We start from the raw sequence: 3,218 nt of genomic DNA, 5'->3' as shown, positions 1-3,218 counted from the left end.
CCGAAGACGGGGACCAGGAACATCCACACCGTCAGCGAGGACAGCGGACAACGCCGTGCCTCGACGAACCAGGCCAGCGTCGTCGCCGCGGTCGCGACCAGGCCGAGGAAGGCGAGCACGAGGATGAACCGTCCGGTCCAGGCGATGTCCGGCGTTCCCTCCACGACGAACGCGACGGCGGCCAGCACCACCCCCCCGATCAGGAAGTGCGCCGCGCTGGCCACGACGACGTCGACACCGCCCAAGCCACGCACCATCAACGTCCCGCCTGTCACCGCCGCCGCCGAAACCAGCGACAGCAACGCCCCCGAACCGCCGCCGCCGGGCACGGCGACCACCAGCAGGCCACCGAACCCCACCACCAGCGCCACACCGGCCCGGGGGGAGACCCGCTCCCCGTAGAGCAACCAGGCGGGCAGCAGGATCAGCAGCGGCTGGGCATTGGACAGGACCGCGGCGGTGCCGGTGGCCAACCCGGCGATGCCGGCAAACATCGCCGCAAAGGCCAGGCTGACATTGACGACCCCGAGCACACCGAGCCGGCCCCAGCTGCCGGCGGCACGCGGCAGCGGCCGACGTTGGGCAGCGGCGACGACGGCCAGCGCGGCCCCGCCGAGCAGGGCCCGCAACGCGGCAAACCACAACAGCGGGGCGTCCCGCAGCCCCCAGCTCACCCCCAGGTAGCACGTCGCGAGGGCTGCGGTGATCCACAGCATCCGCAACGGCGAGGGTCTGCGCATCATGGTGGCGGGCAGACCGCCAGCCACAGCTCCGGTCACGGCCGACTACTCCCCGGTGTGGCCACAACTCCACGGGATGGCCTCAAGGAGGTGGACGGTGAACCCATCTCAGCGGTGCGCGGGAGTCGTGGCCACCCCGGCCGGTCCGCCGGACTGCACGTCGGTGGTGGCTGGCTGCGGGTCGCCCGGGACCTGTTTCGGCAGTCGCAGTCCTTTGAGCGTCAACGCGTTCACCGCGACGAGGAGGCTGGACCCGGCCATCGTGATCGCCGCGATCTCCGGGCGCAGCACGAGCCCGAAAGCCGGCTCGAAGACCCCGGCCGCGATGGGCAGCGCGACGGAGTTGTAGCCGATCGCCCAGCCGAGGTTCTGTTTCATCTTGCGCACCGTGCCGCGCCCGATCCGCAGCGCCACCGCGACGTCGAGGGGGTCGGAACGCATCAGGACGACGTCGGCGGTCTCCACCGCGACGTCGGTGCCGGCGCCGATCGCGATCCCCAGGTCGGCCTGCGCAAGGGCCGGGGCGTCGTTGACCCCGTCCCCGACCATCGCCACCCGGTGGCCCGCTGCCGCCAGCTCTTTGACCTTGGCGGCCTTGTCACCGGGCAGGACATCGGCGATGACCGTGGTGACGCCGAGCTGCGCCGCGATCCGTGCGGCGGTCGCGGCGTTGTCGCCGGTGAGCATGACCACCTCGACCCCGAGGCTGCGCAGCTCCGCGACGGCGGCCGCGGAGGTGGGTCGCACCGCGTCGGCGATGCCGATCACCGCGACGGCCCGTCCATCGACGGCGGCCAGAACCGAGGTCCGCCCCTCGGCTGCGAGCTCCGCCTGCCGGGCGCCGAGCGCGCCGAGGTCCACCTTTTCGGCGGTCATGAGCCGCGTGTTGCCCACCACGACACGGTGACCGTCCACCGTCGCGACCGCACCCTGCCCCGCCACGTTCGTGAAGCCCTGGGCGTCCAGAGGGGCAACGCCGGCAGCGTCCGCGCGGTGGACGACCGCCTTCGCCAGCGGATGCTCGGATTCCCGCTCGACGGCGGCGATCAGCGCCAGCGCGTCCTTCTCCGACATCCCGTCGATGATCAGGTCGGTCACCTCGGGCGCACCCAGGGTCAGCGTGCCGGTCTTGTCCATCACCACCACGTCGATCTTCTTCGAGGTCTCGATGGCGGTCGCGTTCTTGAACAACACCCCACGGCCGGCGCCGAGCCCGGTGCCCACCATGATCGCCGTCGGGGTGGCCAGGCCCAACGCGTCCGGGCAGGTCACCACCACGACCGTGATCGCGAACAGCAACGCCTCGCTGACCGACCGTCCGGCCAGCAGCCACACCACGAACGTGCCCACGCCGCCGACCAGGGCCACGAAGACCAGCCAGAACGCGGCCCTGTCGGCGAGCCGCTGCCCGGGCGCCTTGGAGTTCTGTGCCTCCTGCACGAGCTTGACGATCTGGGCCAGGGCGGTGTCCGCGCCGACCTTGGTGGCCCGCACCCGTAGCGTGCCGGTGGTGTTGATGGTCGCTCCGACGACGTCGTCGCCGGGGCCCTTGTGCACCGGCAGGCTCTCACCGGTCACGGTGGACTCATCGACATCACTCTCGCCGTCCTCGACCACCCCATCCGAGGCGATCTTCGAACCCGGGCGGACCAGCATGAGGTCGTCGACGACCACCTGGTCGGTGGGGATCTCCACCGGCTCACCGTCGCGAAGGACGACCGCCACCGGCGGCGCCAGCTTCAGCAGCGCACGCACCGCCTCGTTGGCCCCGCCGCGGGCGCGCATCTCGAAGTAGTGGCCGAGCAGGACGAACGCGGTCAGGATCGTCGCCGCCTCGTAGAACACGTCCCCGCCACCGGTGAGGGTCACCCCGACCGAATACACCCAGCCCGCGCCGACCGCCACCGCCACCAGGACCATCATGTCCAGGGTCCGGGCCCGCAGCGCCCGGACCGCGCCGGCAAAGAACACCTGGGCCGAGTAGAAGATCACCGGCAGGCTCAAGATCAGCTGGAACACGTCGTCGCGCAGTCCGAACGGCGCCCCGACCTCGAAGCCGAGCACGTCCCGCCCGATCCGGGACCACAATGTGATCACCACCCCGAAGACCACGGCCACCAGGAACCGGTTGCGCATGTCGCGCACCATCGCGGCCATCGACATCTCACCGTGACCGCCGTGACCCATCACCTCGGCGGGGCTGCCCATCCGATCGGTCCCCGAGCCGCCCTTCATGGTCATGTCATGTCCCTGGTGGGCCGCCCCAGGGTGCTCGCCCGCACCGGCCGCAGCCACGCCCGGAGCGACAGCCGTCGACCCGTTCGGCGGGCACACGTGATCCGGGAGAGACTCCCCCCTGCAGTGGTAGCCGCAGTCCCTGACCCAGCCGGCGAGGTCCTGCGCCGTGGTACGAGAAGGGTCATACGTCACCGTCGCCGTCTGGGCGACGGGGTTCGCCTCCACCTTGCTCACGCCCGG

The 3,218-nt window shown here is 71.4% G+C and carries 2 protein-coding genes; both read right to left on the bottom strand.

Going from position 1 to position 3,218, the window contains the following annotated elements; translation table 11 throughout:
- Positions 1-779, bottom strand: a 779-nt coding sequence (locus tag ACLL9L_RS16380; RefSeq protein ID WP_411285724.1) for an EamA family transporter, incomplete at its 3' end; no start/stop codon positions are given.
- A 69-nt stretch (positions 780-848) separates the two neighbouring features.
- Positions 849-3,218, bottom strand: a 2,370-nt coding sequence (locus ACLL9L_RS16375) for a heavy metal translocating P-type ATPase (RefSeq protein ID WP_411285723.1), incomplete at its 5' end; no start/stop codon positions are given.

This window comes from Lapillicoccus sp., from assembly GCF_046595215.1.
Classification (GTDB): Bacteria; Actinomycetota; Actinomycetes; order Actinomycetales; family Dermatophilaceae; genus Lapillicoccus.
Note: the sequence above shows the minus strand (reverse complement) of the source record. Positions and strands in the feature narration are given on the sequence as shown.